The organism is Oribacterium sinus, from assembly GCF_014202695.1.
Taxonomy (GTDB): domain Bacteria; phylum Bacillota; class Clostridia; order Lachnospirales; family Lachnospiraceae; genus Oribacterium; species Oribacterium sinus.
The window spans coordinates 125,783-151,695 of sequence record NZ_JACHHH010000003.1 but is presented as its reverse complement, the minus strand read 5'-3'; the positions used below and the strand labels follow the sequence as shown (position 1 = coordinate 151,695).

24 protein-coding genes and 2 pseudogenes are annotated in these 25,913 nt (G+C 38.6%); 23 read left to right on the top strand and 3 right to left on the bottom strand.

Annotated elements, in window-relative coordinates; translation table 11 throughout:
* The first annotated feature begins 95 nt into the window (after positions 1-95).
* The 8 genes and pseudogenes from HNQ46_RS04055 to erm(B) all read left to right on the top strand — a co-directional run bounded on the left by HNQ46_RS04055 (position 96) and on the right by erm(B) (position 6,413).
* A complete protein-coding gene (locus HNQ46_RS04055) occupies positions 96-1,223 on the top strand; it encodes a YkvI family membrane protein (protein WP_183683259.1) in 1,128 nt (375 codons plus the stop codon).
* A 243-nt stretch (positions 1,224-1,466) separates the two neighbouring features.
* Positions 1,467-2,816 carry a DUF5722 domain-containing protein gene (locus HNQ46_RS04050; protein ID WP_183683257.1) on the top strand — a complete coding sequence of 450 codons (1,350 nt, stop codon included), beginning with the start codon at positions 1,467-1,469 and terminating at the stop codon, positions 2,814-2,816.
* A gap of 389 nt (positions 2,817-3,205) precedes the next feature.
* Complete coding sequence (gene aph(3')-IIIa, locus HNQ46_RS04045) at positions 3,206-4,000, top strand: aminoglycoside O-phosphotransferase APH(3')-IIIa (RefSeq protein ID WP_001096887.1); 795 nt, start codon at positions 3,206-3,208, stop codon at positions 3,998-4,000.
* Between the two features lie 330 nt (positions 4,001-4,330).
* Positions 4,331-4,438: pseudogene (locus HNQ46_RS12370) on the top strand (HTH domain-containing protein); the annotation flags it as partial.
* Between the two features lie 63 nt (positions 4,439-4,501).
* Positions 4,502-4,849: a helix-turn-helix transcriptional regulator gene (locus HNQ46_RS12325; protein WP_047629183.1), complete on the top strand. Its 348-nt coding sequence runs from the start codon at positions 4,502-4,504 to the stop codon at positions 4,847-4,849.
* Positions 4,850-5,249: 400 nt separating this feature from the next.
* Positions 5,250-5,419, top strand: a pseudogene (locus HNQ46_RS12365) (MLS leader peptide).
* Positions 5,420-5,467: 48 nt separating this feature from the next.
* Positions 5,468-5,551 (top strand): 23S rRNA methyltransferase attenuation leader peptide, encoded by an 84-nt coding sequence (locus HNQ46_RS04030; protein WP_001814874.1) that lies wholly within the window; start codon positions 5,468-5,470, stop codon positions 5,549-5,551.
* A gap of 124 nt (positions 5,552-5,675) precedes the next feature.
* On the top strand, positions 5,676-6,413 hold the full coding sequence (gene erm(B), locus HNQ46_RS04025) for a 23S rRNA (adenine(2058)-N(6))-methyltransferase Erm(B) (protein ID WP_183683255.1): 738 nt from the start codon (positions 5,676-5,678) through the stop codon (positions 6,411-6,413).
* A 256-nt stretch (positions 6,414-6,669) separates the two neighbouring features.
* Here erm(B) and HNQ46_RS04020 read toward each other — a convergent pair whose 3' ends face one another.
* Entirely contained in the window at positions 6,670-7,917 is a 1,248-nt protein-coding gene (locus HNQ46_RS04020; protein WP_000019067.1) for an ISL3 family transposase, read from the bottom strand.
* 179 nt (positions 7,918-8,096) lie between these two features.
* Here HNQ46_RS04020 and HNQ46_RS04015 point away from each other — a divergent pair, with 179 nt between their 5' ends.
* From HNQ46_RS04015 to HNQ46_RS03985, 7 genes are all read left to right on the top strand, one after another.
* On the top strand, positions 8,097-8,318 hold the full coding sequence (locus HNQ46_RS04015) for a hypothetical protein (protein ID WP_001009056.1): 222 nt from the start codon (positions 8,097-8,099) through the stop codon (positions 8,316-8,318).
* A 116-nt stretch (positions 8,319-8,434) separates the two neighbouring features.
* Positions 8,435-8,932 carry an antirestriction protein ArdA gene (locus tag HNQ46_RS04010; RefSeq protein ID WP_000342539.1) on the top strand — a complete coding sequence of 166 codons (498 nt, stop codon included), beginning with the start codon at positions 8,435-8,437 and terminating at the stop codon, positions 8,930-8,932.
* A gap of 88 nt (positions 8,933-9,020) precedes the next feature.
* On the top strand, positions 9,021-9,413 hold the full coding sequence (locus HNQ46_RS04005; protein ID WP_000723888.1) for a conjugal transfer protein: 393 nt from the start codon (positions 9,021-9,023) through the stop codon (positions 9,411-9,413).
* Positions 9,397-11,844: a conjugal transfer ATPase TcpF gene (gene tcpF / locus HNQ46_RS04000; RefSeq protein WP_000331160.1), complete on the top strand. Its 2,448-nt coding sequence runs from the start codon at positions 9,397-9,399 to the stop codon at positions 11,842-11,844. Before HNQ46_RS04005 ends, tcpF begins: the two co-directional genes overlap by 17 nt.
* 2 nt (positions 11,845-11,846) lie before the next feature.
* Entirely contained in the window at positions 11,847-14,024 is a 2,178-nt protein-coding gene (locus HNQ46_RS03995; protein WP_183683253.1) for a CD3337/EF1877 family mobilome membrane protein, read from the top strand.
* Positions 14,021-15,022 (top strand): bifunctional lytic transglycosylase/C40 family peptidase, encoded by a 1,002-nt coding sequence (locus tag HNQ46_RS03990; protein WP_002324551.1) that lies wholly within the window; start codon positions 14,021-14,023, stop codon positions 15,020-15,022. Before HNQ46_RS03995 ends, HNQ46_RS03990 begins: the two co-directional genes overlap by 4 nt.
* A gap of 14 nt (positions 15,023-15,036) precedes the next feature.
* Positions 15,037-15,951, top strand: coding sequence for a conjugal transfer protein (locus tag HNQ46_RS03985; protein ID WP_021390945.1), 915 nt, complete (start codon positions 15,037-15,039; stop codon positions 15,949-15,951).
* Between the two features lie 259 nt (positions 15,952-16,210).
* On the opposite strand, the gene HNQ46_RS03980 is transcribed toward HNQ46_RS03985, so the two are convergent.
* On the bottom strand, positions 16,211-17,383 hold the full coding sequence (locus HNQ46_RS03980) for an IS110 family RNA-guided transposase (RefSeq protein ID WP_183683251.1): 1,173 nt from the start codon (positions 17,381-17,383) through the stop codon (positions 16,211-16,213).
* Positions 17,384-17,767: 384 nt separating this feature from the next.
* Here HNQ46_RS03980 and HNQ46_RS12165 point away from each other — a divergent pair, with 384 nt between their 5' ends.
* From HNQ46_RS12165 to HNQ46_RS03965, 3 genes are all read left to right on the top strand, one after another.
* Entirely contained in the window at positions 17,768-17,869 is a 102-nt protein-coding gene (locus tag HNQ46_RS12165) for a tetracycline resistance determinant leader peptide (RefSeq protein WP_207719977.1), read from the top strand.
* A gap of 15 nt (positions 17,870-17,884) precedes the next feature.
* Positions 17,885-19,804, top strand: coding sequence for a tetracycline resistance ribosomal protection protein Tet(M) (tet(M), locus tag HNQ46_RS03970; RefSeq protein ID WP_183683248.1), 1,920 nt, complete (start codon positions 17,885-17,887; stop codon positions 19,802-19,804).
* A gap of 101 nt (positions 19,805-19,905) precedes the next feature.
* The gene (locus HNQ46_RS03965) at positions 19,906-20,094 is read left to right on the top strand and encodes a cysteine-rich KTR domain-containing protein (RefSeq protein WP_425268173.1); all 189 of its coding nucleotides are present in this window, start codon (positions 19,906-19,908) and stop codon (positions 20,092-20,094) included.
* A 58-nt stretch (positions 20,095-20,152) separates the two neighbouring features.
* Here the strand turns inward: HNQ46_RS03965 and HNQ46_RS03960 are convergent, their stop codons facing one another.
* Complete coding sequence (locus HNQ46_RS03960) at positions 20,153-20,506, bottom strand: helix-turn-helix domain-containing protein (protein ID WP_183683246.1); 354 nt, start codon at positions 20,504-20,506, stop codon at positions 20,153-20,155.
* Positions 20,507-21,007: 501 nt separating this feature from the next.
* Here HNQ46_RS03960 and HNQ46_RS03955 point away from each other — a divergent pair.
* The 5 genes from HNQ46_RS03955 to HNQ46_RS03935 all read left to right on the top strand — a co-directional run bounded on the left by HNQ46_RS03955 (position 21,008) and on the right by HNQ46_RS03935 (position 25,612).
* On the top strand, positions 21,008-21,433 hold the full coding sequence (locus tag HNQ46_RS03955) for an RNA polymerase sigma factor (protein ID WP_002324547.1): 426 nt from the start codon (positions 21,008-21,010) through the stop codon (positions 21,431-21,433).
* A complete protein-coding gene (locus tag HNQ46_RS03950) occupies positions 21,430-21,660 on the top strand; it encodes a helix-turn-helix domain-containing protein (RefSeq protein WP_002334012.1) in 231 nt (76 codons plus the stop codon). The genes HNQ46_RS03955 and HNQ46_RS03950 overlap by 4 nt, the downstream gene beginning before the upstream one ends.
* Before the next feature lie 617 nt (positions 21,661-22,277).
* Positions 22,278-23,879, top strand: a complete 1,602-nt coding sequence (tndX, locus tag HNQ46_RS03945) for a site-specific resolvase TndX (RefSeq protein WP_002324544.1) — start codon at positions 22,278-22,280, stop codon at positions 23,877-23,879.
* 34 nt (positions 23,880-23,913) lie between these two features.
* Complete coding sequence (locus HNQ46_RS03940) at positions 23,914-24,387, top strand: winged helix-turn-helix transcriptional regulator (RefSeq protein ID WP_330604527.1); 474 nt, start codon at positions 23,914-23,916, stop codon at positions 24,385-24,387.
* 61 nt (positions 24,388-24,448) lie between these two features.
* Complete coding sequence (locus HNQ46_RS03935) at positions 24,449-25,612, top strand: iron-containing alcohol dehydrogenase (RefSeq protein WP_183683244.1); 1,164 nt, start codon at positions 24,449-24,451, stop codon at positions 25,610-25,612.
* Positions 25,613-25,913 lie beyond the last annotated feature (301 nt).

The window sequence follows — 25,913 nt, the reverse complement described above, 5'->3', positions numbered from 1 at the left end:
AACACTAGGGGAAAGGAGGAAGAACGAAACAATCAATTTGCATTACATTCATCTTAAAAAATGAATGAATTAAAAGAAAAATAAGGAGTAGAATAATGGAAAAAAAGAGTTTGCAGTTCATGAAAGTGGTTAGCTTCTGTGGAGCTTGCATCGCTTTCTACATTGGGGCCGGATTTGCCACCATGCAAGAGATTATTCAGTACGTGGCTTCTTACGGATCAAAGCTATGGATTGTCATCGCTGTGAATGCAGCAATCTATATCTATACCGATCTTTCCTTCGCAACAAACGGAAATCGTTTGAAGCTAAAGAGAGGTGGAGATATTTACACCCACTATTGTGGAAAGTATATTGGAAACTTCTTCGACTACTTTTCAGCACTGTTCTGCTATGCCTGCTTTATCGTAATGTGTGGCGGAGCCAATGCTACAGCTGCACAGCAATGGGGACTTCCCAATGGTGTAGGAGCCGTAATCCTTACCGTATTTGTTATTGCTACAGTAATTTTTGGATTGGACGGTGTTATCGAAGCCTTAGGGAAGATTGGACCCATCATCGTATTTTTCATCCTTGTGGTTTCCGTTATCAGTATTTTTAACGGGGCAGGCAATTTCTGGGAGAATTTAAAGGCAGTAGATACCGGAACGCATAAAATTGTTCAGGTAGGTAACGGTAATCCGTTCCTCTCCGGAGCTTCCTATGCAGGCTTCATGCTTCTGTGGTTCGCCAGCTTCCTGGCAGAAATTGGTTCTAAGAACCGGGTAAAGGAAGTAAATATCGGAATGCTTTTCTCTGCAGTGTTCATTATGGGAACCATGGTGATTGCCAGTGTTGCATTGATTTCTCATATTGATGTAACCAGCCAGGCGGATATTCCCGCTTTAATCTTGGCAAATACCATATCTCCTGCTTTGGCAAGTATTTTTGCGGTAATTATCTTCTGCGGAATTTATACCACCTCCGTTCCTCTTCTTTGGACCAGTATCGGAAGAATTGAGGAAGAAGGAACCAAGAAGTATAAGCTTTATACCGTAGTATTAGGAATTATCGGTTGCGTTATCGCTTGCTTCTTACCCTATCGTTCTTTAGTAAATGTGCTTTACGGATTGAACGGATACCTTGGATTTATTCTTGTAGCCTTCATGCTGGTATATGATATCCGTACAAGAATGAGTAAGAAGGTAAAAGTGGCAGTGGAAGAAGTGGCTCCTGCAGTAGTTTAATACAGCCGCTTAATATAGCCGCTTAATATAGCCGCAGGAGGAAACAGCAACTTCCTCGCAGTATCAGAAATTTTGTTTGAAATAGAGTGTCCCGCATAAATTGCGGGGCACTCTTTTTAATAGCTGTTATATTTCTTTTTCAGGAAATATAATTATTATTTAAGAAAATGTCGGAAATATACTAGCCTTTCCTGGCGATTTTCGGTAGAATAAGAAAAGTATTTTCTGTATAAGGAGTAGAGTATGAGAAGAAAAACATTGATTCCCCTTTTGGCGTCGGCTATGGCTTTAGGAATGAGTCTGACAACATTTGCAGGAACATGGAAAAGTAATGGTACCGGATGGTGGTATGAAAATGCGGATGGAAGCTATCTTACCGGCTGGAACTGGGTGGATGGAAACGGCGACGGTATTGCCGAGTCCTATTATTTTCAAAATGACGGATATCTCTTAACAAACACAACGGTGGAGGGGTATCAGGTAAACGGCGATGGCGCCTGGGTGGTAAATGGAGCCGTGCAAACCAAGTCCACAGGTACTTCCGCAGGAAATGCAGCGGCGCAGAATGATACGGTATTTTCCAGATCCGGTTCCAAGAAGGGCTTGGCAACAAGAGATACCCTTTTTGATGCTACTTCTGTGAGAGATTTAGGGGTAAAGCATATCATTTACAACTTTACCAACTATGAGCAAAACTTCATGGATAACTTCCGGAACACCAAGGCAAACGGGGTAAGCGTTACCGCCATTATGCTAAACACTCCGAGAAACAATCCGGAGCCCCAGTCTCTTCCTGATGGAATTAGCGGACAGGAAGCCCATTACTATGGCTATAATGTGGCCACACAGGCCGGAATCGATGCAACCACCAGGCTTGCCAATCGTTTTGCTTCCTTATATAAGGATTCCGTGGATAACTGGGTCATCGGGAATGAGATAAACTATCCTAACGTATGGAATTTTACTCCTCACAGCAGTATAGAAAACTATGCAGACCAGTATGCCCATGCTTTCCGCATTTGGTACACAGCCATTAAGCAGAATAACCCCTCTGCAAATGTATACATTCCCTTTGACTATGTTTGGACAGAGCATTCTCCTTCCGCAGGCTACTACAAGGCAAAGGACTTACTGCGTTTATTAAATGATAGATTACGGGATTTGGATTACGGTATTGCTTGGCATCCTTATCCGGAAGGACTTTCCGACCCGAACTTTGAGGATGACGGAAAGGCAACAAACAGTGAGAATTCTTTGATTATCAATATGAAGAACTTAAATGTTCTCACAGATTATCTACAGAAGCCGGAGTACCTTTCTCCAAGCGGTAAGGTAAGACACCTGATTCTTTCCGAGCAGGGCTTTAATGCCACAAACGAGGATGTGCAGGCAGACCAGATTGCCAAGGCTTATGACATTGCCAAGAATAATCCCTATGTGGAAGCCTTCTTCCTGGCCAGGGAGTATGACCAGCCTGGAGAGATGCACAATGTAGGAGGCGCATTGCAGGAGATGCACTTCGGATTAAAGGATGCTTATGAAAGAGGTGGAAGACCCAGAAAGGCTTATTCCGTGTATAAGAGTTTGCAGTAAATTATTTGCAGGAGAGTTTGCAATAAAATATTGCTATTATAGAGATTTATGAATATTTGAGAAAATAGTTCGCTATCTAAAGAGGATGGCGGACTATTTTTTTGGAAAATTGTGAGAATAAGGATAGGCAATTCAATTTGCAAATATTTGGGTGCTCAAATATAATTTAAAAGTATAGGATATTAAAGGAGAACGAAGGGGATCGGAGGAGGATGATGAAGGATATAAAAAAGGATCCGTTCGATGAATATATAAGAAACTTACCGCCTACACGAAAAGAATTGGGGCAGGCGTGGTCTACCGCAATTGGCTTAATTGGAGTTCGTCTTGTTATAATTAGCTTCTTGGGGTATCTTTAAATACTGTAGAAAAGAGGAAGGAAATAATAAATGGCTAAAATGAGAATATCACCGGAATTGAAAAAACTGATCGAAAAATACCGCTGCGTAAAAGATACGGAAGGAATGTCTCCTGCTAAGGTATATAAGCTGGTGGGAGAAAATGAAAACCTATATTTAAAAATGACGGACAGCCGGTATAAAGGGACCACCTATGATGTGGAACGGGAAAAGGACATGATGCTATGGCTGGAAGGAAAGCTGCCTGTTCCAAAGGTCCTGCACTTTGAACGGCATGATGGCTGGAGCAATCTGCTCATGAGTGAGGCCGATGGCGTCCTTTGCTCGGAAGAGTATGAAGATGAACAAAGCCCTGAAAAGATTATCGAGCTGTATGCGGAGTGCATCAGGCTCTTTCACTCCATCGACATATCGGATTGTCCCTATACGAATAGCTTAGACAGCCGCTTAGCCGAATTGGATTACTTACTGAATAACGATCTGGCCGATGTGGATTGCGAAAACTGGGAAGAAGACACTCCATTTAAAGATCCGCGCGAGCTGTATGATTTTTTAAAGACGGAAAAGCCCGAAGAGGAACTTGTCTTTTCCCACGGCGACCTGGGAGACAGCAACATCTTTGTGAAAGATGGCAAAGTAAGTGGCTTTATTGATCTTGGGAGAAGCGGCAGGGCGGACAAGTGGTATGACATTGCCTTCTGCGTCCGGTCGATCAGGGAGGATATCGGGGAAGAACAGTATGTCGAGCTATTTTTTGACTTACTGGGGATCAAGCCTGATTGGGAGAAAATAAAATATTATATTTTACTGGATGAATTGTTTTAGTACCTAGATTTAGATGTCTAAAAAGCTTTAACTACAAGCTTTTTAGACATCTAATCTTTTCTGAAGTACATCCGCAACTGTCCATACTCTGATGTTTTATATCTTTTCTAAAAGTTCGCTAGATAGAGTTCTATATTAGAGATGTAAAGAGTTTTGGTGAAGAGGTTTGTGAGTATGGCTTTTATAACCAGGGTGCAATGAGAAGCACTAACAGCAGCTAGCTTAAGAACGCATAGGATATACTTTTTATGGAAGTCACAGAGGAGGAATAAAATTTGAACAGGATTAACAGAGTAACCTCTATTCTTATTCAGCTGCAATCAAAAAAAAATAATTCCTGCCAAAGAAATTGCACAGCGATTTAATATAAGCTTAAGGACAGTTTACAGAGATATCCGGACACTTGAAGAAGCCGGAATACCAATTGGATCTGAGGCCGGAAAAGGATATTTTCTTGTAGAGGGCTTCCTACTTCCGCCGGTAATGTTTACAGCGGCGGAAGTGGGTGCATTGATTACAGCAGGGAAATTTTTAAATTGCCATGGAGATGAATCATTTATAAAGGATTTTGATTCAGCTATGTATAAAATCAAATCTATTTTGAAGCATGGTGAAAAAAACTATGCACAGGAGTTGGAGAACAGTATTAACGTGTACAGCACATCTGGACAGAAAAATACATTGGCGGATAACGTTATTGCAGCAATTCAGACTGCAATCTGCAATAAAAGGGTAATATCAATTCAATATCCTGCATCAGGAGGGCAAGAACCGGAAAGCAGAATGATAGAGCCTATATCACTGGGGTTTTATGAACAGAACTGGTACTTAATCGGTTTTGCAGGCTAAGAAATGAATATAGGAATTTTCGTGTGGATCGGATTAAAAGCATTTGCATAGAAGAAGAGCTCTGTCAAAGCCATGATGGCTCTTTGGAACAAATATTAAAACAAATGCTTTCATATAAAAAACTATATGCCCTACAATGCCGTTGTAAAAATTGGGGAAAAGGGATATATTGATTTTATATCTTTCTCAAAATAAATATAAAAGCCCTTTAAAGAGGGCTTTTATATATTAATCACAAATCACTTATCACAAATCACTTATCACAAATCACAAGTGATTTGTGATTGTTGATGATAAAATAAGAATAAGAAGAAATAGAAAGAAGTGAGTGATTGTGGGAAATTTAGGCGCACAAAAAGAAAAACGAAATGATACACCAATCAGTGCAAAAAAAGATATAATGGGAGATAAGACGGTTCGTGTTCGTGCTGACTTGCACCATATCATAAAAATCGAAACAGCAAAGAATGGCGGAAACGTAAAAGAAGTTATGGAAATAAGACTTAGAAGCAAACTTAAGAGTGTGTTGATAGTGCAGTATCTTAAAATTTTGTGTATAATAGGAATTGAAGTTAAATTAGATGCTAAAAATTTGTAATTAAGAAGGAGGGATTCGTCATGTTGGTATTCCAAATGCGTAATGTAGATAAAACATCTACTGTTTTGAAACAGACTAAAAACAGTGATTACGCAGATAAATAAATACGTTAGATTAATTCCTACCAGTGACTAATCTTATGACTTTTTAAACAGATAACTAAAATTACAAACAAATCGTTTAACTTCTGTATTTATTTACAGATGTAATCACTTCAGGAGAGATTACATGAACAAAAATATAAAATATTCTCAAAACTTTTTAACGAGTGAAAAAGTACTCAACCAAATAATAAAACAATTGAATTTAAAAGAAACCGATACCGTTTACGAAATTGGAACAGGTAAAGGGCATTTAACGACGAAACTGGCTAAAATAAGTAAACAGGTAACGTCTATTGAATTAGACAGTCATCTATTCAACTTATCGTCAGAAAAATTAAAACTGAATACTCGTGTCACTTTAATTCACCAAGATATTCTACAGTTTCAATTCCCTAACAAACAGAGGTATAAAATTGTTGGGAATATTCCTTACCATTTAAGCACACAAATTATTAAAAATGTGGTTTTTGAAAGCCGTGCGTCTGACATCTATCTGATTGTTGAAGAAGGATTCTACAAGCGTACCTTGGATATTCACCGAACACTAGAGTTGCTCTTGCACACTCAAGTCTCGATTCAGCAATTGCTTAAGCTGCCAGCGGAATGCTTTCATCCTAAACCAAAAGTAAACAGTGTCTTAATAAAACTTACCCGCCATACCACAGATGTTCCAGATAAATATTGGAAGCTATATACGTACTTTGTTTCAAAATGGGTCAATCGAGAATATCGTCAACTGTTTACTAAAAATCAGTTTCATCAAGCAATGAAACACGCCAAAGTAAACAATTTAAGTACCATTACTTATGAGCAAGTATTGTCTATTTTTAATAGTTATCTATTATTTAACGGGAGGAAATAATTCTATGAGTCGCTTTTTTAAATTTGGAAAGTTACACGTTACTAAAGGGAATGGAGATAAATTATTAGATATACTACTGACAGCTTCCAAGAAGCTAAAGAGGTCCCTAGCGCCTACGGGGAATTTGTATCGATAAGGGGTACAAATTCCCACTAAGCGCTCGGGACCCCTTGTAGGAAAATGTCCTAAGTGGGATATCTGTCAACTGGTATGGTTGACTAAAAATACTTCCTACGAAAATGTAGGGGGTATTTTTTTACGAAAAAATACAATCGATTCTTAAAAAGAAAAATTTTTGATTGGCAAAACCATAACAAGTTCGTTTTAGGGTTTTGATTTTGCGATTGATGCCTTCTAAAGGACCATTAGAGTATTCAAATTTAGCGCTATTTAAGACATATTTTCTGTTTTGACGAAGGGTTTGAATAGCAGTATCCATTTCTGTATTGGTTTTTTGGTAGTCTAAGATGGTTGACTCTAGTAATTCACTATTGCGCTCGTTTAGGGCTTTCGTGATATCTTGGTAAGTTTGGTATACTTCAGCGAACTTGGAAAATTTACTAGTAATGAGATCAACAGCATTTTGGCGAGTCATATATTGTTTAACGCCGCGAAGAAAAACTACTTCTTCAGGGTGAAGATCTTCAGCTTTTTTATGGAATAGCTTCCAATGTGACTTCATAATTTTATATTCTTGGCTCTGTTTATCAAGTTGCTTTAGGATAGAGATACGACAATTGTCCAAAGCGCGACCAGCTAATTGTACAAGGTGGAAGCGATCAATAATGATATTGGCATTAGGGAAAAGGCGATAGATAAAACTTTGATATTGAGCATTTAAATCAATTACAACTGATTGAACGCATTCGCGTTCGGCTTTTGAATAACGACTTTCAAAATAATCAACAATGGTAGGTGATAGACGATCCTGTAACTTTGTGACAATTTGGTGGGTTTCAGCGTCACAACAGATAAAGGACATCACAGACTTAATTGAACGAAACTCGTCAAAACATAGATGCTTAGGCAACTTAGCCACACGATAGTGTGGTTCCATGCGCTCTAAGATTGTTCGACGAACACTGCTAGGAGAGCAGTGACACATTTCAGCAATAAGCTGACCAGATAAGCCTTTACGAGCTAAAAGCATGATTTGATTTTTGAGATCACTGGATAAGGTTTGATTTTCTTTGGTTAAATTAGTAATAGCACCAAAAGTAGTATGGCATGATTTACATTTATAGCGTTGTTTACGAAGCTCTAGTTCATATCTTCTCCCATTTAAACTTGCCAGTCGTACATGAGTTTTGCGAAAGCCATCCTTATTAACTGTGGGAAAGCCACAGTTACGACAACGATTAATCGGATAAGAAAGAGTAGCTGTTATTAGCGTTATATACTCTTTAACAGAATCGTTGTTGTGTTCAGCTTCTTCAACAGAAATAATTTTAATATTTTTATCTTTAATTCCAAGAATATTTAGGATAGAATCATTATGGGACATTTGTTTAACCTTCTTTCATGATTTTTGTGGTGAATTGATTGTATAACGAGGGGACAGCAAATGTCCTCTTTTTTGTATAAAAAAATCTGGCATGGAATCTCTATCCATACCAGAAAGTGTATACCCCAAAAAAATAACTCAAATACAAATTCATTGAATATAGAGAGGAGAACATTTTTATGAATTTTGGACAAAACCTTTATAACTGGTTTCTATCAAACGCTCAATCACTGGTGCTTTTAGCAATCGTTGTGATTGGCTTGTATCTTGGCTTCAAGCGTGAGTTTAGCAAACTGATTGGCTTTTTAATTATTGCGATTATTGCGGTTGGCTTAGTCTTCAACGCTGCTGGAGTAAAAGACATTTTACTAGAGCTATTCAATCGCATTATTGGTGCTTAAATAAAACCGTTCTTTTGTGGAATATAAGTGGTTTTCTTATGTTCCGCAAAGGAATGGTACACCAAACGAAGTGCGGTAGGGATTTTTGAATCTCTACAAAGAAAGGACGTGAATATATGGACGATATGCAAGTCTATATTGCGAATTTAGGCAAATACAATGAGGGCGAATTGGTCGGTGCGTGGTTTACCTTTCCCATTGACTTTGAGGAAGTCAAAGAGAAAATCGGCTTGAATGATGAATATGAGGAATACGCCATTCATGACTACGAGTTACCCTTTACGGTTGACGAATACACTTCCATTGGCGAACTCAATCGACTATGGGAAATGGTATCGGAATTACCCGAAGAATTACAATCGGAGCTATCTGCTCTGCTCACTCATTTTTCAAGCATTGAAGAACTAAGCGAACATCAAGAGGATATTATCATTCATTCCGATTGTGATGATATGTATGACGTGGCACGCTACTACATTGAAGAAACGGGTGCTTTAGGCGAAGTACCAGCTAGTCTTCAAAACTATATTGATTATCAAGCCTATGGTCGGGATTTAGACCTTTCAGGAACGTTTATCTCAACCAATCATGGGATTTTTGAAATCGTCTATTAAATCTGTCGGTACATTACTACTGGCAGATTTTCTATTTTACGGGGTGGCTCAATCAGCTACCCCTATTTTTTATGAAAGGATTGATTACATGAAGAAAATACGAAGCTATACCAGTATCTGGTCTGTGGAAAAGGTACTGTATTCTATCAATGATTTTAGACTTCCGTTTCCCATAACCTTTACGCAAATGACATGGTTTGTCGTGTCACTCTTTGCAGTGATGATACTTGGCAACTTGCCCCCTCTTTCCATGATAGAGGGAGCATTTCTCAAATACTTTGGGATTCCTGTGGCTTTCACATGGTTTATGTCTACAAAAACTTTTGATGGTAAAAAGCCTTATGGATTTTTGAAGTCTGTCATTGCTTATGCACTGCGACCAAAGCTGACCTATGCAGGAAAAAAAGTAACGCTTGGCAGAAACCAGCCACAAGAAGCCATTACAGCAGTTAGGAGTGAATTTTATGGCATATCCAATTAAATACATTGAAAACAATCTCGTCTGGAATAAAGACGGGGAATGTTATGCTTACTATGAGCTTGTTCCTTACAATTACTCATTTCTAAGTCCAGAACAGAAAATACAAGTGCATGATTCTTTCAGACAGCTTATCGCACAAAATCGTGATGGCAAAATTCATGCTTTACAAATCAGTACAGAATCCAGCATACGTTCTGCACAAGAGCGTTCCAAAAATGAAGTCACTGGCAAGCTCAAAGCGGTTGCCTATGACAAAATCGACCAACAGACAGACGCTTTAATATCCATGATTGGCGAAAATCAAGTGAACTACCGTTTCTTTATCGGCTTTAAGTTGCTTCTCAACGATCAGGAGTTTTCTATGAAAAGTCTTACCGTTGAAGCAAAAAATGCTTTGTCTGATTTTGTCTATGATGTGAACCATAAGCTGATGGGCGATTTTGTTAGTATGAGTAATGATGAAATCCTGCGTTTTCAGAAGATGGAAAAGCTCTTAGAAAATAAAATCTCTCGTCGTTTCAAAATCCGCAGGTTAGATAAGGACGACTTCGGCTATCTGATTGAACACCTTTACGGACAGACAGGCACTGCCTATGAAGAGTATGAGTACCATCTATCAAAGAAAAAGCTGGATAATGAAACGCTGATTAAATACTATGACTTGATTAAGCCTACTCGCTGTTTGGTGGAAGAAAAACAGCGATATTTGAAAATCCAGCAGGAAGATGAAACCGTCTATGTAGCTTACTTTACCATTAACAGCATTGTCGGAGAACTGGACTTCCCGTCCTCTGAAATCTTCTACTACCAGCAACAGCAATTTACATTCCCGATTGATACGTCAATGAATGTGGAAATTGTAGCGAATCGTAAAGCCCTATCTACTGTCCGCAATAAAAAGAAAGAACTGAAAGACTTGGATAACCACGCTTGGCAAAGTGATAATGAAACCAGCTCCAATGTGGCGGAAGCTCTGGAAAGTGTGAATGAGCTGGAAACCAATTTAGACCAAAGCAAGGAATCTATGTACAAGCTGTCTTATGTGGTAAGGGTATCAGCAAATGATCTTGACGAACTCAAACGTCGTTGTAATGAAGTGAAAGATTTTTATGACGATTTAAGCGTAAAACTGGTACGACCATTTGGGGATATGCTCGGCTTACATGAAGAATTTTTACCTGCCAGCAAGCGTTATATGAATGATTATATTCAATACGTGACCTCTGATTTCCTCGCTGGTTTAGGTTTTGGTGCTACTCAAATGCTGGGGGAAAATGAGGGGATTTATGTTGGCTACAGCTTAGATACTGGACGCAATGTCTATCTGAAACCTGCTCTTGCCAGTCAAGGGGTTAAGGGTTCAGTAACCAATGCGTTAGCGTCGGCTTTTGTTGGTTCGCTGGGTGGTGGTAAATCCTTTGCGAATAACCTTATCGTCTATTATGCGGTGCTTTATGGGGCACAAGCAGTGATTGTAGACCCAAAAGCAGAACGTGGCAGATGGAAAGAAACCTTGCCAGAGATTTCCCATGAAATCAATATCGTCACTCTGACTTCTGATGAGAAAAACAAAGGCTTACTTGACCCTTATGTGATTATGAAAAATCCCAAAGATTCTGAATCACTGGCTATTGATATTCTGACATTCCTTACGGGGATTTCCTCTCGTGATGGGGAACGCTTCCCAATCCTTAGAAAAGCCATTCGTGCAGTAACCAATAGTGAAGTACGAGGGTTGATGAAAGTGATTGAGGAATTACGGGTTGAGAATACGCCACTAAGTACCAGTATAGCCGACCATATCGAAAGTTTTACAGACTATGACTTTGCACATTTATTATTCAGTAATGGTTATGTGGAGCAGTCTATCAGCTTAGAAAAACAACTGAACATTATACAGGTTGCGGACTTGGTACTTCCCGACAAGGAAACTTCCTTTGAGGAATATACCACTATGGAGCTTTTATCCGTTGCTATGCTGATTGTCATTAGTACCTTTGCTTTAGACTTTATCCATACAGACCGAAGCATTTTCAAGATTGTAGATTTAGACGAAGCATGGAGCTTTTTACAGGTAGCACAAGGAAAAACACTATCTATGAAGCTGGTTCGGGCTGGTCGTGCTATGAACGCTGGGGTATATTTCGTGACCCAAAATACAGACGACCTCTTAGATGAAAAACTGAAAAATAACCTCGGCTTAAAATTTGCATTTCGTTCCACTGACCTTAACGAGATTAAAAAGACCTTAGCCTTTTTTGGTGTAGACCCAGAGGACGAAAACAATCAGAAGCGATTGCGTGATTTGGAAAACGGGCAATGCCTTATCAGTGATTTATATGGTCGTGTCGGTGTGATACAGTTCCACCCTGTATTTGAAGAACTGCTCCATGCCTTTGATACCAGACCACCTGTGCGAAAAGAGGTGTAAATGTGAAACCATCAATAGTAAACAGAATAAAATCAAACTGGACGCTGAAACGTCTAGGTAAAGTGGCAATGACAGTGGCTTTCACACTTGTGATTGCCATTTTTCTTTTAGCCATGCTGGGAACGGTGGTTCAAGCTGCGGGCTTGGTAGATGATACGGTCAATGTGGCAAATGAATACAGCCGATACCCACTTGAAAACTATCAACTGGATTTTTATGTGGATAATAGCTGGGGCTGGCTTCCGTGGAACTGGTCGGACGGGATTGGAAAACAGGTCATGTATGGACTATATGCCATTACCAATTTTATTTGGACAATCAGTTTGTATGTTTCCAATGCGACAGGTTACTTAGTACAGGAAGCCTATTCCTTAGACTTCATTTCCGCTACAGCAGATTCCATTGGTAAGAATATGCAGACCTTAGCTGGTGTGAGTGCAAACGGATTTTCAACAGAGGGTTTCTATGTTGGATTCCTCTTACTCTTGATTTTGGTTCTTGGGGTTTATGTTGCCTATACGGGACTGATAAAGAGAGAAACCACAAAGGCAATTCATGCCATTATGAATTTTGTGCTGGTGTTTATCCTATCGGCTTCCTTTATTGCCTACGCTCCCGACTACATTAAAAAAATCAATGACTTTTCATCAGACATCAGTAATGCCAGTTTATCACTTGGCACGAAGATTGTCATGCCCCATTCCGATAGTCAAGGCAAGGACAGCGTGGACTTAATCAGAGATAGCCTGTTTTCCATACAGGTTCAGCAACCGTGGCTACTGCTTCAATACAACAGTTCAGACATTGAAAGTATCGGTATTGACCGTGTGGAAAGCCTGCTCTCCACCAGCCCAGATTCCAACAATGGCGAAGACAGAGAAAAAATTGTTGCGGAAGAAATTGAAGACAGAAGCAATACCAATCTAACCATTACAAAGACCATTAACCGTTTAGGTACAGTCTTCTTCCTATTTGTCTTCAATATTGGGATTTCCATATTTGTATTCCTATTAACAGGAATCATGATTTTCTCGCAGGTACTTTTTATCATCTATGCTATGTTTCTGCCTGTGAGCTTTATTTTAAGCATGATTCCATCATTTGATGGTATGTCAAAACGAGCCATAACAAAGCTCTTTAATACCATTTTGACACGAGCTGGAATCACATTGATTATTACGACAGCATTTAGTATTTCAACCATGCTCTATACCTTATCGGCTGGTTATCCGTTCTTTTTGATTGCTTTTCTACAGATTGTGACCTTTGCAGGAATCTACTTCAAGCTGGGCGATTTAATGAGTATGTTTTCTCTACAGAGTAACGATTCTCAAAGTGTGGGAAGTCGTGTGATGAGAAAACCTCGTATGCTTATGCACGCTCACATGCACCGTCTACAGCGGAAACTTGGACGTTCCATGACTACTCTAGGGGCTGGGTCTGCCATTGCCAGTGCTACAGGAAAACAAGGACAGTCGGGTAGTTCTGGTAGGACACAAGCAGATCACACCCGTCCAGACGGACAGGAAAAATCAACACTTGGAAAACGTATCGGACAAACAATCGGAGCAGTTGCTGATACCAAAGATAAAATCGTTGATTCTGCTGGTAATCTCAAAGAACAGGTTAAGGATATTCCGACCAATGCAAGATATGCAGTGTATCAAGGAAAATCCAAAGCAAAAGAAAATGTTCGTGACCTAACTTCCAGTATTTCTCAAACCAGAGCAGACAGAGCCAGCGGACGCAAGGAACAGCAGGAACAAAGACGCAAAACCATTGCAGAGCGTCGCTCTGAAATGGAACAGGTCAAACAGAAAAAACAGCCAGCTTCTTCCGTTCATGAAAGACCAGCTACTAAGCAAGAACAATCTCATGATGGACAGACCGCAAAACAATCTTCTATTCAGACTTCACGCATGGAATCTCAACAAGCCAAACAGGAGCGTCCAGCAGTTAAGTCCGATTCTTTAAGTTTAAAAGCGGAACGACAAAACCGTACTACACAAGAAAGAACAGTTCAAAAGCCAGCAACTTCAACTACACCAGCAGACAGAGCTTCACAACGTCCAGTCACAAAAGAGCGTCCGTCTACTGTTCAAAGAGTTCAAAGCCAAAACCTTAGAAATAGACCACCAATAAAATCCGCCACTATCAAGAAAGGCAGTAAGAAACCATGAAACTGAAAGCTTTAGTGATTGGTGGTTCTGGGCTATTCTTGATGGTCTTCTCACTACTTCTGTTTGTTGCCATTTTATTTTCAGATGAACAAGATGGCGGTTTTTCAAACATTCACTATGGCGGTGTGAATGTTTCCGCAGAAGTGCTGGCTCATAAGCCTATGGTAGAAAAATACGCTAGAGAATATGGCATTGAAGAATACGTTAATGTACTGCTTGCTATTATACAGGTGGAATCGGGCGGTACTGCCGAAGATGTTATGCAGTCCTCGGAATCCCTTGGTCTACCACCCAATTCATTGAGTACAGAAGAATCTATCAAGCAAGGTGTGAAGTATTTCAGTGAATTATTAGCCAGTAGAGATAGGCTCGGTGTGGATTTGGAATCGGTTATTCAGTCCTACAATTATGGCGGTGGCTTCTTAGGGTATGTGGCTAATCGTGGAAACAAATATACCTTTGAACTGGCTCAAAGTTTCTCTAAGGAATATTCAGACGGCGAAAAAGTGTCCTATCCCAATCCAATAGCCATACCCATCAATGGGGGCTGGCGATATAACTATGGCAATATGTTTTATGTTCAGCTTGTTACGCAGTATCTTGTCACAACTCAATTTAATGATAATACGGTACAAGCCATCATGGACGAAGCACTGAAATATGAGGGTTGGAAGTATGTCTATGGCGGAGCTTCCCCGACTACTTCATTTGATTGTAGCGGACTGACACAATGGACGTATGGCAAAGCTGGGATTAAATTACCACGAACCGCACAACAACAATATGATGTGACCCAACATATCCCACTATCCGAAGCAAAAGCTGGCGATTTGGTTTTCTTTCATTCTACCTATAACGCTGGCTCTTATATTACTCATATCGGGATTTATTTAGGCGATAATCGAATGTTTCACGCAGGAGACCCTATCGGCTATGCCGACTTAACAAGCTCCTATTGGCAACAGCATTTAGTAGGAGCAGGACGAATCAAACAATGAGAAAGGAAGATTCAATGATGAAATTCAGAAAAAATCAGAATAAAGAAAAACAGATACCAAAGGAAAAGAAACCTCGTATCTACAAAGTCAATCCTCGTAAAAAGGTTGTGATTGGCTTATGGGTGCTTTTAGGGCTTAGTTTCAGCTTTGCAATATTTAAGCACTTTACAGCCGTTGATACCCACACCATTCACGAAACAACCATCATAGAAAAGGAATATGTTGATACTCATAATGTAGAAAATTTTGTAGAGAACTTTGCGAAAGTTTACTATTCATGGGAACTAAACGACCAGTCCATTGATAATCGTATGGAAAACTTAAAAGCCTATCTGACAGAGGAACTTCAAGCTCTCAATATTGATACAGTCCGAAAGGATATTCCTGTATCGTCTTCTGTAAGAGGGGTTCAGATATGGATGGTAAAAGCAGATGGCGAAAACCAGTTTGATGTGACCTATAGTGTAGACCAGTTGATTACAGAGGGGGAAAATATAAAGACCGTCCATTCTGCTTATGAAGTGACAGTCTATGTAGATGGTTCTGGAAATATGGTACTGACTAAAAACCCGACCATTACCAGCATACCTAAGAAATCAGACTATAAACCAAAAGTCATTGAAAGTGATGGTACAGTTGATTCCATTATGACAAATGAAATCATTGAGTTTCTAACGACATTCTTCAAGCTCTATCCTACAGCAACAGCGAGTGAACTTTCTTACTATGTGAATGATGGTATTTTGAAATCTATCGGAAAAGATTATATTTTTCAAGAACTCGTGAATCCTATCTACAATCGTAAAGATAATCAAGTCACGGTATCACTGACAGTAAAGTATCTCGACCAGCAGACCAAAGCAACGCAAGTATCTCAATTTGATTTGGTGCTAGAAAAAGTAGGAAATAACTGGAAGATTATAAAATAACTTTTAGTACATGGTTATAGCTATTTTGTAACCACGTTCTCCTTTGACAAAAAATCGGATATATCTTTACAAATATACTCTTATGTGCTAATGTTAATATAAGTATATAAAAGACTAACTATTAATAGTCAAGCATAAGATTAAGATTTTTAGAATAAAATACGGAAACGTATTTTAGATAGATTAGTACATTGAAAACTGTATGACGAATAGAGCATCAGCGATGATGCTCTCAGAAAAGATTATGAGCTAATTTAACTTATAAAGGCTGATATGACGTATGGGTTATTTCCATCCGAAAGATGGTTCTGACAAGCTTTTTAACCACATGGCTTATTGCGACATAGTAGTGCTTGCCATCTGCCCGCTTTTTTGACAGATAGAGCCTGAATCGCTCGTCCCATACAGAAGCATATATAGCAGCATTGAAAAGTGCGTAACGCAGATACTTAGAGCCACGTTTTTCCATGCGAGCATAAGAAGATATTAGCTGTCCGGACTGGTACGTAGACGGAGATAGTCCTGCATAAGCAAGAACTTGATCTGCATTGCTAAAGCGTGTAAAGTCTCCAATCTCTGCTAGAATCATTGCCCCCATACGATATTTGATGCCGGGAATAGTTGTAATTGGAGAACCACACTCATCCATGATTTTCTGAATGGACTGCTCGACTTCTTTAATATCGGAAGTCAGTGTGTCAATTCGGCGGATTGTCTGCCTGAGTTCCATTGATTTAGCAGGCATAAGTGATCCGATAGAAGATTTTGCAGTCTCTCTGATTTCGATGGTCTTTTCACGACCATAGTGCCCTTTTGAAGCATCAGCAAGTAGAGCTTTCAGATGGGTGAGATTGGAACTTGCGATAAAATATGCTCCCGGCAGTTCCTGAAGAAGACGGTATACCGAGTTCATGTGCAGAGTCGGAACAAGAGACTCAAGTTCCGGGAACAGGATGTTTACAAGCCTAGATACTGAAGTTTTTAGTTTCGCACGTTCTTTGACAAGCTCAAAACGATAACGAGTTAATGACTTCAGCTCCTCGCTGTGGTAGGATGTACCTGTATAGGGCTTGAGTGTCTTATTAGTCACAAGCATTTCAGCAATGGAGCGGGCATCGACTTTATCCGTTTTTGTCTTTCTAAGGCTTTGACCTTTTCTGTAAAGATTTGTATGTAACGGATTGATGACAATGGTATGGTAGCCATGGTCAAGAAGTGATCCCAGAATGTTGTAGGAATAGTGACCGGTAGCCTCGAGTCCTATTTTTATCTGAGATTTGTCCTTGGAGACTGACTCAATCTTGTGGAATAATTCTCCATAGCCATCGCTATTGTTCCGTATCGTAAAGACTTGGAAAAGTTCTTCGGTATCTGGCCCAAGGATAAAACAGTCATGCTTATCCTTAGCAACATCAATTCCAACGTAAATCATTTAGTAAATCCTCCTGTAATAAGTATTTGATGCTGTTATCGACCCACAGGGCTCTTTGCTGATTGTATCCTCGTTCTACATAAACCGTCATGCGGTATCTAACTGATCAACAATGTAACAAAGAGGCTGTGGTTGGAGCCTTTCGAAAACCGTCGTGCGGTAGGAGTTAGAAACCAATCCACAGCATCAGATAACAATAGTAGCTGATTACCAAGAACAGGTAAAGAAAAGCTACAACTTAATAATACGAGGAGTTAATAAATATGCGGCAAGGTATTCTTAAATAAACTGTCAATTTGATAGTGGGAACAAATAATTAGATGTCCCTTTTTAGGAGGGGTTAGTTTTTTGTACCCAGTTTAGGAATACTTTTATCATGTGATTATGAAGTATACAGAGAATATCTGTATGCTTATGATTGTGCATTTATTTCCCAGTGATAAGAGTATCTGTCACTGGGATTTTTTATGCCTTTTTGGCTTTTGAATGGAGGAAAATCACATGAAAATTATTAATATAGGTGTTTTAGCTCATGTTGACGCAGGAAAAACTACTTTGACAGAAAGCTTACTATATACTAGTGGAGCGATTGCGGAGTCAGGAAGCGTGGATACAGGCACAACAAGAACGGATACTACATTTTTAGAACGTCAGCGAGGAATTACAATTCAGACAGCAGTAACCTCTTTTCAGTGGAAAGATATTAAGGTAAATATCATAGATACTCCAGGACATATGGATTTTTTAGCAGAAGTATATCGCTCGTTATCAGTTTTAGATGGGGCAATCCTACTAATTTCTGCGAGAGATGGAGTACAAGCACAAACTCGGATATTATTTCATGCACTAAATAAAATGGGTATTCCCACAATCTTTTTTATCAATAAGATTGACCAAAATGGGATTGATTTATCAACGGTTTATCAAGATATTAAAGAGAAACTTTCTATGGAAATTATAATCAAACAGAAAGTAGAGCTGCACCCTAATATGTGTGTGATGAGCTGTACGGAACCTGAGCAATGGGATGTGGTAATAGAAGGAAATGATTATCTTTTGGAGAAATATACACTTGGGAAATCATTGGAGATATTAGAACTCGAACAAGAGGAAATCAGAAGATTTCAGAATTGCTCCTTGTACCCTGTTTATCATGGAAGCGCAAAAAGCAACATAGGGATTGAGCAGCTTATAGAAGTGATAACGAATAAATTTTATTCATCAACATACAGAAAGAAGTCTGAACTTTGCGGAAATGTCTTCAAAATTGAATATTCGGAAGAAAGACAACGTCTTGCATATGTACGCCTTTATGGCGGAATCCTGCATTTGCGGGATTCGGTTAGAATATCGGAAAAGGAAAAAATAAAAATTACAGAAATGTATACTTCAATAAATGGTGAATTATGTAAAATTGATAAGGCTTATTCCGGGGAAATTGTTATTTTGCAAAATGAGTTTTTGAAGCTAAATAGTGTTCTTGGAGATACAAAGCTATTGCCACAGAGAGAGAGAATTGAAAATCCGCTCCCTCTGCTGCAAACAACTGTTGAACCGAGCAAACCTCAACAAAGGGAAATGTTACTTGATGCACTTTTAGAAATCTCCGACAGTGACCCGCTTCTACAATATTATGTGGATTCTACGACACATGAAATCATACTTTCTTTCTTAGGGAAAGTACAAATGGAAGTGACTTGTGCTCTATTGCAAGAAAAGTATCATGTGGAGGTAAAAATAAAAAAGCCTACAGTCATTTATATGGAAAGACCGTTAAAAAAAGCAGAGTATACCATTCACATCGAAGTGCCACCGAATCCCTTCTGGGCTTCCATTGGTCTTTCTGTAGCACAGCTTCCATTAGGGAGCGGAGTACAGTATGAGAGCTCGGTTTCTCTTGGATACTTAAATCAATCGTTTCAAAATGCAGTTATGGAAGGGATACGATATGGCTGTGAACAAGGATTGTATGGTTGGAATGTGACGGACTGTAAAATCTGTTTTAAGTATGGCTTATACTATAGCCCTGTTAGTACCCCAGCAGATTTTCGGATGCTTGCTCCTATTGTATTGGAACAAGTTTTAAAAAAAGCTGGAACAGAATTGTTAGAGCCATATCTTAGTTTTAAAATTTATGCACCACAAGAATATCTTTCACGAGCATATAACGATGCTCCTAAATATTGTGCGAACATCGTAGACACTCAACTGAAAAATAATGAGGTCATTCTTAGTGGAGAAATTCCTGCTCGGTGTATTCAAGAATATCGTAATGATTTAACTTTCTTTACAAATGGACGTAGCGTTTGTTTAACAGAGTTAAAAGGGTACTATGTTACTACTGGTGAATCTGTTTGTCAGCCCCGTCGTCCAAATAGTCGGATAGATAAAGTACGATATATGTTCAATAAAATAACTTAGCACATTTTATATTGTTATATAAATGTGGCTTCTTGTTAAACGAAACGAGATGAAATATTCTTTAATACAGATTTGAATTAAATGTAAAGGAGAAGATAATTATTATAAACTGTGAGTGGGTACTGTGTCCCATCTGTGGAAATAAAACACGTTTGAAAATAAGGGAAGATACTGAATTGAAGAACTTTCCTCTCTATTGTCCTAAATGTAGACAGGAAAATTTAGTTGATATAAAGCAGTTCAAGTTAACTGTGATTACAGAGCCAGACGCAAAGACGCAGAGCCGATAATCTGAGATTAGCATTCTCATTTTATCGGCTCTTTCTGTTTTATGTATTGTTATTATGATTAGTTTTTGATGTTTCTTGATTCATTGATACCACTAGCTAAGGCTTCAATCAACGATAGTTCTTTATCTGTGAAGTTATCCAGTAGTTTTTCTACCTGTAATCTTCGGGTACTTTTCGTCAGATCATTATGAGGTAAGAAAAACTCATCAACGGACACATCAAGTAATGATACAAGGTCATTGAGGACTTGTATGCTTGGGTGTTGCCCTTTATTTTCAATATTAGTTAGGTAACGTGGGTCAATCTCAATCAATGCTCCCACTTGTTCACGAGTTAAACCTCGCTTCATTCGAGCTTCTTTGATTGCTAAACCAAAGGCTCTAAAATCGAATTTATCTTCTTTCTTACGCATAATAGACCACCTCTATACATTTTACTGTTCCTGTTGAATTTGAAACAGGTATAGAAAAACGTGTTAAATAGTTTTTCAGTTCCTATTAAATTACATTCTTAAAAGCACTACTCAACTTCAATAAAAAAACCGTTGTTTGGAAATGCTATTCGTGCTGTAAAAATATAAATCTCACTTTCAAATGGCGGTTTAATGGAGATAAACGTCGCCATGAGATATATTACATATAGTCTGATTCCTAGGTTGTTATCAAAAAAAGTTATCCACCAGCAATAGACAAATACGTCTATCGATGTGGTTTTATACATCATATAACAAGAATAATTAAAGCATATAAACAGAGAAATCAATCTGTCTATGTGCTTTTTTTGTATCTCTGGATATTTTTTAATGTTTTTTCAATTCTTAATGCAACAAATCGCCCTTTCACATTGGGAGTAAGAGTGAAAGGAGATAAAAGAGCAAAGCTCACTTCCTTTCCAAAGAAAGGGGGTGAGAAACATGAAACCATCTTCTTTTCAAGAGAGAATTGAACATCAGTTTGATTTTATCTGTATGCGAGCTATGGACGACGAGCGGAAGAATTATTTCCTTTATCTTTCAAGGCTGGCAAAGCGTGAAGTGTCCTTTTCGGATATTGGCGATTATCTCGTCAATCAGTTTGCAACGACAGACAGCTATTCATCTGATTTTCAAATTTTTACGCTCAATGATATTTCTGTTGGTATCGAAAATGATTTATTGAGTGAAGCACTAAAAGAATTGCCAGACAAGAAGCGTGAAATCCTACTGCTGTTCTATTTTATGGACATGAGTGATTCAGAAATAGCGGATTTACTGAAATTGAACCGCTCTACTGTCTATCGACATAGAACCAGTGGACTAGACTTAATCAAGAAGTTTATGGAGGAGGAAAATGAAGAATGAGAAAAGAATATTCCAGAATTCCGTTTCCAATGATTGTAAGGGCTTGTGATGGCGATACAGAAGCGATTAACCAGATTCTTCATCATTACAGAGGGTACATTACAAAACGCTCTCTTAGACTGATGAAAGATGAGTATGGCAATCAAAGTATGGTCGTTGATGAAGTTTTACGTGGACGAATGGAAACCAGACTGATTACAAAAATCCTGTCATTTGAAATTGAGTGACACTGCCCTATTTCTTTGTTCCTTGAAAACTGAATAATAGCAGTCGAATACATTTCGATAAGAAAAGAGCCAGCGGAGCTGACCGCCATGACCTATCCCCTAAAGATAGCGAGCGATTCAGTCAATGATCCAAGAAGCAATCTTTAGCAGGATTGCCAGCGAAGACATTCCTATCGTGATAATGATACTCCTGTACAGTCACAGTCCGAGCGTTCAAAGCGTCGCAGGCAATGAGTACAGTTGGACGAGAACCGTGCAAGGGTGAAATTCCCGTGAGCTTTGCTAAAGCTGTTCGATTGCTTGTAAAACTCCATGCTGTTTCTGTTTTATGTAGAAGCAGTATAACCGTGATTATCTTTGCAACAAAGTGAGGTGAAGCTATGCAAGAGAATAGTCAAAATAAAACTATGTGTATTGATAATACAAAATTTTATGTGATTTCAAAATTTATAGGAGCTGTAACACTTCAACATCTTATAAAGAGATTGATAAAAAATGAGGTAGGACAGGTCGTTAAATGACACTAAAACAGTCAAATAAATAGCTGAAACCCCTATGAGGGCGTGGTATAATGGAATGGATATGAGTTGTTTGTTTGCTGTGGAAAGGAGCTTACATTGTTAAAACAGCAAGCAAATAATAAAGAAAAAGTTGCATTATACTCTCGCCTTTCACGAGATGATGGGTTGGACAAAGAAAGTAATAGCATTGCTAATCAAAGAGAAATGTTGAAGCGATATGCGAAAGAAAACAAGTTTTATGTATATGATGAGTACATTGATGATGGATTCAGCGGAACAACTTTTAACAGACCTGCATTGAATCGAATGTTTGAAGATATTGAAGCAGGAAAAGTTAATGTAGTTCTGGTCAAGGATATGTCACGTCTAGGACGGAACAATGCACTATTCATGTACTATGTGGAAGAAGTTTTTCCAGATTTAGATGTTCGCTTTATCGCTATCAATGATATGGTTGATACTGCACAAGATGATAACGAAATTATGCCCTTCAAATCTGTCTTGAACGAATATTATGCTCGTGATATATCAAAGAAAATCCGTAGTTCAATACGAACAACAGCTTTGACTGGCGGTTTTACAGGTGCATTTGCTCCTTATGGTTATTTAGTTGACCCAGAGAACAAAAAGAAATTGATTGTTGACCCTGAAACAGCGCCGATTGTGAAGCGGATTTTTGAATTATCACAACAAGGTACAAGTACACATCAAATCGCAAGGATACTTTGTAAAGATGGAATTTTAGTTCCTAGAGCCTATCGAGCAAAGAAAAAAGGGATTTTGGAGCAAAGCAAAGGATTTACGTTTCCTACTGATTGGGTTGGAAAGAATGTTAAGATGATTTTGGAAAATCAAGTTTATCTAGGACACATGGTATCTCATAAATCACAAACCAAATCATTCAAGAACAAGAAAATCGTTCCTGTGCCAAAAGAAGATTGGATAGTGGTTGAGAATACTCATGAAGCTATTATCGATAAGGAAACTTTTGAGATAGTACAAAAATTTATTAGTGTAAAGAAACAGCCTAACAAAACAGGGAAACCCAATATCTTTGTGGGATTGGTTAAGTGTCCAGATTGTGGAAGAAATTTAGCGTATTCCAATCCAAACGGAAATGAACCAAGATTCCGTTGCAGAACATACGCAAGAAATACCGAACTTTGCACTACTCACGCAATTTCATACAAAGCTTTATATGAAATTGTTCAAAATGATATTAAAAATCATGTAAATAGTATGGAAGAACTAGGAGACCATTTTATCAAAGAAATGCGAGAGCTAAGTGAAACGAGCGGAAGTCAGAAGATTCATCAATTCAACCAAGAATTAGTTTCCTTAGAGAAACGGATTGATGAAATAGACAGTATTTTTACCAAACTTATAGAGCAAAATGCTTTAGGGAAAATAACTGATGAAAGATTCTCTAAAATGTCTATGAACTATGAAACTGAACAAGCAGAGGTAGTGCAAAGCTATAGAGAATTAAAGTCAAAAATAAAATCCGAAGAGGAGAAAGTACAGGGTACGGATAGATTCCTTGAAACTATTAGTAAATACAAAGATGTTACAGAGTTAAACCGTTCTATGCTGTGTGAGCTGATTGATTCAATTTACGTGTATCAAGCAGAGGGAATCGGTAAAGAACGTACTCAAAAAGTAGAAATCAATTATAGGTTTCTAGCAGTGTCTCATTGATACATTCTCTGAAGGGAACACCAGAACAACAGCTGTGTTTTTTATTAAATATTTAAGGATGCTCGGGTTTGATGCTGAGAATGATAGTTTTGCTGAAAATTCTTGGTATTTTAGAAACGCTTTAGTTAGAGCTAATTATACGAATATACAAAAAGGTATTTATGAGACTACTGATTTTTTGGAGAAATTTCTTAGAAACCTGCTTCGAGACGAGAGGCATGAGCTACATAACAGAGAGATGCATATTAGTGGAAAGTTTTTATCGGTTCAAGCTGACCCAATAAATGACCCGATAAATGACCCGATAAATGACCTAATAAAATTGGAAGGAAGAGAAAAACAGATTTTTGAACTATTATATGAAAATCCATCATTAACCAGAGTCGAAATGGCTAAGAGGATAGGATGTTCGGAGTCAACAGTAAAGAGAGCACTTCAAAAATTAATGGATAAAGGAGCAATTAAAAGAATCGGGTCAAATAAAAAGGGGGAGTGGATTATAGTATAAAATAAGAGTAAATAGAAAGTCTATTCTCGTTATCAGCATGAATAAATGCAGGAGGTTAAAAATGCAAAACTTTAATTATTGTACACCGACAAGATTGATTTTCGGAAAAGATGTTATCGAAGAACTTCCGGACGTAATGAAGCAGTTCGGAAAAAGGATTTTGCTTAGCTACGGAAGTGGAAGCATCAAAAAGATTGGTCTTTATGACAAGGTAAAGGAGCTTTTAAAGGACTATGAGATTTATGAGCTTCCCGATATTCAACCCAATCCCAAGTATGATCCCAGCGTTCTTGACGGCGTGAAAATCTGTAAAGAAAAGAATATTGATGTCATTCTTGCTGTTGGAGGCGGAAGTGTTTTGGACTGCACCAAGGCCATTGCCGCGGGGGCAAAGTATGAGGGGGATCCTTGGGATTTGATTACCTATAAGGTAAAGGCCAAGGAAGCACTTCCGATTGTGGATATTATTACCCTTGCTGCGACAGGCAGTGAGTATGATGCGGGGGGAGTGATTTCCAGAACCGAAACCAATGATAAGACGGGCTATAGTGATCCCCTTCTTTATCCTGTGGTTTCCTTCTTGGATCCTGTTTATACCTTTAGTGTATCCAAGAAGCAGACTGCGGCAGGCTGTGCGGATGCCATGAATCATATTTTCGAGCAGTATTTCTGCGAGGACTCTACCCTCTTAAATGACGGTTTTATGGAGTCTGCTTTAAAGAGTCTGATGATTAACACCAAGAAATGTCTGGAGAATCCGGAAGACTATACGGCAAGAGCTGAAATGATGCTTTGCTGTACCTACGGCTGCAATGGCATTTACTCTCTTGGAAATAGTGAATCCGGCTGGCCCTGCCATGGCATGGAGCATGCGCTATCCGCCTATTATGACATTACCCATGGAGAGGGCTTGGCTATTATCACGCCAAGATGGATGAAGCATATCTTAAATGAAAAGACGGTGGAGCGTTTTGTAAAATATGGCGTAAATGTATTCGGAATCGATGAGAAGCAAGATAAGTTTGCGATTGCGGAGCAGGCAATTGATGCAACCTACAAGTTCTTCGAATCCATTAACATTCCTATGCATCTTAAAGATGTGGGAATTGATGAGAAGAGAATTGACGAAATGGCAAAGCATGTTGCTGAAAATGAAGGTCTGGAAGAGGCCTGGGCGCCTCTTTTAGAGAAGGATATTGCAGAGATTTTCAGGGAATCACTATAAAAACGAAATGCCTTGAAGGACGGAATGCAACTTAATTATTTTCTACAGAATATAATGTAGTAACAATACATGGCTAAGCGCACTTTGGCGGCTGGCCATTTTTGTGTTGGTAGAGTAAATACATTGATGGGAGCGTTTATACCAGGGAAATAGCCCTAATCATAGGTATTCCGCTACAATGGTAAAAACAAGCAGTGATAAACTTATGCATTCTTGGCTCTAGAGTATTGATTGAGCCTTTGATAGGATGTATACTTCTATTAGACAAAAATGCGGAATCTGTATTTTTGTCTAATATGTG